We start from the raw sequence: 5,529 nt of genomic DNA on the forward strand, positions 1-5,529 counted from the left end.
GGGGCGGCTTGTTTCCCCCCCCATAAATCCGGGTGTTCCTGGCCGGCGGCACGGGCATAATTCCCGCCCCTCGGGGTTTTTTGGTGGGGGGGCGGGGGCGGAGCCCCGGGAGACGGGCCGCGCATGACACACCACCGCACGAACCAGAAGGCAGACTGACACCGTGAACTGGGACGACGAGACCGACACCTCCGAGCCGGACAGGCTCGTCGCGCCTGCGGCCGACGGCGAGGACACCGCCGTGGAGGCGGCCCTGCGCCCCAAGGACCTCGGCGAGTTCGTCGGCCAGGAGAAGGTCCGCCAGCAGCTCGACCTCGTCCTCAAGGCGGCCAGGCAGCGCGGCGCCACCGCCGACCACGTCCTGCTCTCCGGCGCGCCGGGCCTCGGCAAGACCACCCTCTCCATGATCATCGCGGCGGAGATGGGCGCCCCCATCCGGATCACCTCCGGCCCCGCCATCCAGCACGCGGGCGACCTCGCCGCGATCCTCTCCTCCCTCCAGGAGGGCGAGGTCCTCTTCCTCGACGAGATCCACCGCATGTCCCGGCCCGCCGAGGAGATGCTGTACATGGCGATGGAGGACTTCCGCGTCGACGTGATCGTCGGCAAGGGCCCCGGCGCCACCGCGATCCCGCTGGAGCTGCCGCCCTTCACCCTCGTCGGCGCCACCACCCGGGCCGGCCTGCTGCCCCCGCCGCTGCGCGACCGCTTCGGCTTCACCGGGCACATGGAGTTCTACTCCCCCGAGGAGCTGGAACGGGTCATCCACCGCTCCGCCCGCCTCCTCGACCTGGAGATCGACACCGCCGGAGCCGCCGAGATCGCCGGCCGCTCCCGCGGCACCCCGCGCATCGCCAACCGCCTCCTGCGCCGCGTCCGGGACTACGCCCAGGTCAGGGCGGACGGGGTGATCACCCGCGAGGTCGCCGGCACCGCCCTGCAGGTCTACGAGGTGGACGCGCGCGGTCTCGACCGGCTGGACCGGGCCGTCCTGGAGGCCCTGCTCAAGCTGTTCGGCGGCGGCCCCGTCGGGCTGTCCACCCTGGCCGTGGCCGTCGGCGAGGAGCGCGAGACCGTCGAGGAGGTGGCCGAGCCCTTCCTCGTACGGGAGGGCCTGCTGGCCCGCACCCCGCGCGGCCGGGTCGCGACCCCTGCCGCATGGGCCCACCTGGGGCTTGTCCCCCCGCAGCAGGGTATGGGTGGATCAAGCGGACAACAGGGCTTGTTCGGGGCCTGACGGCGCGGAGGTTCGACCGGTCAGGAACTGCGGTGCCATGCTGGGCGTTGTTCCATCGGTGCGGACTCGCCTAGACTCCGCCGATGCCGACCCTTCGGGTCGGCGTGCCCACCCCCGTAGAAATTGGCCGTCTCCCGTGCGGTCGTGCGAAGGATCTCCGTCCCGTGAATCTCGTGACACTCCTCCCGTTCATCGTGCTCATCGGGGCGATGTTCCTGATGACCCGCTCCGCCAAGAAGAAGCAGCAGGCGGCCGCGCAGATGCGTAACGAAATGTCGCCCGGCACCGGCGTCCGCACCATCGGCGGCATGTACGCCACGGTGAAGGAGATCGGTGAGGACACGGTCACCCTCGAGGTGGCTCCCGGCGTCCACGCGATCTACGCGAAGAACTCCATCGGCGCCGTCCTCGACGACGAGGAGTACAACCGCATCGTCCACGGCGCCACCGATGATCTGACCATCGACACGCCGGTCGTCCCGGACGACGCCTCCTCGCTGACCGAGGCCGACGCCCCGAAGACGGACCTGTCGAAGGACGCCGACGCGGACGAGACCCCGAAGCTCGACCTGGGCAAGAGCGACGAGCCCAAGGGCGACGAGTCCAAGGGCGACGAGCCGAAGGACGGCAAGTCCGACGGCGAGGCCGGCGCCAAGTAGCGTCCGGCCGGTACCGCGGTGGCGCCTGACCGGCGGCCGCCGCGGTGCCCGCAGTGAACTTCTGCGGGGGGCAGGGGTCCCCACCACACATTTCGTGGCCGTCCGCGCGCTGACCCGGCGCGGGACGGTTGGACAGGGAGAAACGACAAGGTGGCAGCACCGAAGAAGGGCCGGCGGCCCACGGGGGCTCAGGGGAGGCCGGGGCGCGCCCTGGCCGTCATCCTGATCGCGATGGTGGCGCTCACCGCGGGGATGTTCCTCACGAAGCAGACGACCCCCCGCCTGGGCATCGACCTCGCGGGCGGTACGAGCATCACGCTCAAGGCCAAGAGCGAACCCGGCAAGCCGGACGCGGTCAACGAGACCAACATGAACACGGCGGTCGGCATCATCGAGCGCCGCGTCAACGGTCTCGGCGTCTCGGAGGCCGAGGTCCAGACTCAGGGCCGCGACCACATCATCGTGAACATCCCCAAGGGGACGAACGAGCAGCAGGCGCGCGAGCAGGTCGGTACCACCGCCCAGCTCTACTTCCGCCCCGTGCTCGCCTTCGCCGACGGCGCCCCGGTGGCCCCCCAGCCGAACCCGAGCACGCCGGCTCCCTCCGCGAGCGGTTCCGGTGCCCCGAAGGCCGAGGGCAGCGGCAAGCCCTCCGCCCCGGCCACCCCGTCGTCCAGCGCCACTTCCCAGGGCCGTGTGCTCAGCGAGGCCCTCAAGGCCCCGGGCACCCCCACTCCCTCGCCCTCGGCGAGCGAGTCGAAGAAGGCAGACGACAGCAAGGCGACCCCGCCGGCCACTCCTCCCGCGAGCACGCCGCCGGTGGATTCCGCCGTCGCCGACCTGCAGGCGAAGTTCGCCGCGCTGGACTGCACCAAGGAAGACCAGCGCGCCGCCGCCGGCAAGGGCGCCAAGCCCGAGGACCCGATGCTCGCCTGTGGCAAGCGCGGCGGGACCTGGGGCAAGTGGGTCCTCGGCCCGGCCCAGGTCAACGGCCAGGACGTCAAGGAGGCCAAGGGCGTCATCGACCAGCAGCGTGGCCAGTGGATCGTCACGATGCAGTTCTCCGACAAGGGCGCCGACAAGTTCGCCAAGATCACCGGTGAGCTGGCCACCAAGCAGTCCCCGCAGAACCAGTTCGCGATCGTGCTCGACGGCGAGGTCGTCTCCGACCCCTCCGTCAGCCAGGCGCTGACCGGCGGCAACGCCGAGATCTCCGGCGGCTTCACCCAGCAGACCGCGCAGGACCTGGGCAACATGCTCTCGTACGGCGCCCTGCCGTTGTCCTTCCAGGAGGACAGCGTCACCACCGTCACCGCCGCGCTCGGCGGCGAGCAGCTGAAGGCCGGCCTGATCGCCGGCGCCATCGGCCTCGCCCTCGTGGTGATCTACCTGCTGATGTACTACCGGGGCCTCGCCTTCCTCGCCATCGTCAGCCTGATGGTGTCCGCGGTCCTCACGTACACGATCATGGCGCTGCTCGGAAAGGGCATCGGCTTCGCGCTGAACCTGCCCGCCGTCTGCGGCGCGATCGTCGCGATCGGCATCACGGCGGACTCGTTCATCGTGTACTTCGAACGCATCCGGGACGAGATCCGCGAGGGCCGCACCCTGCGTCCGGCCGTCGAGCGTGCCTGGCCGCGTGCCCGGCGCACCATCCTGGTCTCCGACTTCGTGTCCTTCCTCGCCGCCGCGGTGCTGTTCATCGTCACCGTCGGCAAGGTCCAGGGCTTCGCGTTCACGCTGGGTCTGACCACCCTGCTCGACGTGGTCGTGGTGTTCCTCTTCACCAAGCCCGTCATGACGCTGCTGGCGCGCACGAAGTTCTTCTCCAGCGGTCACCCGTGGTCCGGGCTGGACCCGAAGCGGCTCGGTGCCAAGCCGCCGCTGCGCCGGTCCCGCCGCAGCGGTCCCGTCCCCGCCCCCGTCGACGCAAAGGAGGCGTGAGAGATGTCGAAGCTGGGAGATCTCGGCGCCAGGCTGTACCGCGGTGAGGTCGGCTACGACTTCGTCGGCAAGCGCTTTCTCTGGTACGGCGTTTCCATCCTGATCACCATCACGGCGATCGTGGCCCTGGCCGTTCAGGGCCTCAACATGGGCATCGAGTTCAAGGGCGGTGCCGTCTTCACCACCCCGAAGACGGCGGTCTCCGTCGCGAAGGTGACCGAGGACGCGGAGAAGTCCTCGGGCCACGACGCGATCGTCCAGCAGCTCGGCACCGGCGGCATGCGCATCCAGATCTCCGGTCTGGACACCGACTCCGCCGCTCCCGTGAAGAAGCAGCTGGCCGCCGACCTGAAGGTCACCGAAGCCCAGATCAACACCGACCTCGTCGGCCCGAGCTGGGGCGAGCAGATCGCGAACAAGGCCTGGACGGGCCTCGCGATCTTCATGGTCCTCGTGGTGATCTACCTGGCCATCGCCTTCGAGTGGCGGATGGCGGTCGCGGCGCTGATCGCGCTGATCCACGACCTCACCATCACCGTCGGCGTCTACGCGCTGGTGGGCTTCGAGGTCACCCCGGGCACCGTGATCGGTCTGCTGACGATCCTCGGTTACTCCCTCTACGACACCGTCGTCGTCTTCGACGGTCTCAAGGAGGGCTCGAAGGACATCACCAAGCAGACCCGCTACACGTTCAGCGAGATCGCCAACCGCAGCATCAACGGCACGCTGGTCCGCTCGATCAACACCACGGTCGTGGCGCTGCTCCCGGTCGCCGCCCTGCTGTTCATCGGCGGCGGGTTCCTGGGCGCGGGCATGCTCAACGACATCTCGCTGTCGCTGTTCGTCGGCCTCGCGGCCGGTGCGTACTCCTCGATCTTCATCGCGACCCCGCTGGTCGTGGACCTGAAGGAGCGCGAGCCGGCGATGAAGGCGCTGAAGAAGCGGGTGCTCGCCAAGCGTGCGGCCGCCGCGGCGAAGGGCGAGGACCCCGAGGGCGACGACTCCGGCGCCGAGGGCGGCCCGCAGGTCGTGGCCCAGGGCGGTCAGGGGAGGCGGCGCCGTTGAGCACCGCCTGTTCGCCCGAGGTCCGCGAGCTGCTGCTCGGCCGGATCAAGGACGTCGTCGACTACCCGAAGCCGGGCGTGATGTTCAAGGACATCACCCCGCTGCTGGCCGACCCGAAGGCCTTCGCGGCGCTGACGGACGCGCTGGTGGAACTGGCCGCCCGGTACGGCGCGACGAAGATCGTCGGGCTGGAGGCGCGGGGCTTCATCCTCGCGGCCCCGGTCGCCGTCCAGGCGGGCATCGGCTTCGTCCCCGTACGCAAGGCCGGGAAGCTGCCGGGCGCGACGCTCTCGCAGTCCTACGAGCTGGAGTACGGGACCGCGGAGATCGAGGTCCACGCGGAGGACCTGTCGGCCGGTGACAAGGTCATGGTCATCGACGACGTCCTGGCGACCGGCGGCACCGCCGAGGCCTCGCTGGAGCTGATCCGGCGGGCCGGGGCCGAGGTCGCCGGAGTGGCCGTCCTGATGGAGCTGTCGTTCCTGCCGGGACGCGCGAAGCTGGCCCCCGCGCTCCACGGCGCTCCGCTGGACGCGCTGATCGTGGTCTGACGCCTTTCGACGCCGAGCGGCGGGTCCCGGGACTTCCCGGGGCCCGCCGCTTTCGTGTGCGGCGCCGCTGCCG

5 protein-coding genes are annotated in these 5,529 nt (G+C 70.4%); all 5 read left to right on the top strand.

All coding sequences use genetic code 11. The features are described from left to right. Window positions 1-163 precede the first annotated feature (163 nt). The 5 genes from ruvB to ACFV0Q_RS37750 all read left to right on the top strand — a co-directional run bounded on the left by ruvB (window position 164) and on the right by ACFV0Q_RS37750 (window position 5,456). The gene (gene ruvB / locus ACFV0Q_RS37730) at window positions 164-1,237 is read left to right on the top strand and encodes a Holliday junction branch migration DNA helicase RuvB (RefSeq protein WP_385012046.1); all 1,074 of its coding nucleotides are present in this window, start codon (window positions 164-166) and stop codon (window positions 1,235-1,237) included. Between the two features lie 164 nt (window positions 1,238-1,401). Then, complete coding sequence (yajC, locus tag ACFV0Q_RS37735) at window positions 1,402-1,896, top strand: preprotein translocase subunit YajC (protein ID WP_385012049.1); 495 nt, start codon at window positions 1,402-1,404, stop codon at window positions 1,894-1,896. Window positions 1,897-2,046: 150 nt separating this feature from the next. Next, window positions 2,047-3,840 carry a protein translocase subunit SecD gene (gene secD, locus ACFV0Q_RS37740; protein WP_385012052.1) on the top strand — a complete coding sequence of 598 codons (1,794 nt, stop codon included), beginning with the start codon at window positions 2,047-2,049 and terminating at the stop codon, window positions 3,838-3,840. A 3-nt stretch (window positions 3,841-3,843) separates the two neighbouring features. Then, window positions 3,844-4,905, top strand: a complete 1,062-nt coding sequence (gene secF, locus ACFV0Q_RS37745; protein ID WP_385012053.1) for a protein translocase subunit SecF — start codon at window positions 3,844-3,846, stop codon at window positions 4,903-4,905. Then, window positions 4,902-5,456, top strand: a complete 555-nt coding sequence (locus ACFV0Q_RS37750) for an adenine phosphoribosyltransferase (RefSeq protein WP_385012055.1) — start codon at window positions 4,902-4,904, stop codon at window positions 5,454-5,456. Before secF ends, ACFV0Q_RS37750 begins: the two co-directional genes overlap by 4 nt. Window positions 5,457-5,529: the final 73 nt, after the last annotated feature.

The sequence above is a fragment of the Streptomyces sp. NPDC059564 genome, assembly GCF_042735575.1.
Classification (GTDB): Bacteria; Actinomycetota; Actinomycetes; order Streptomycetales; family Streptomycetaceae; genus Streptomyces.

Coding starts and splice junctions, on each gene's coding strand:
- secF (WP_385012053.1), top strand. CDS start 3,844: ATGTCGAAGCTGGGAGATCTCGGCGCCAGGCTGTACCGCGGTGAGGTC.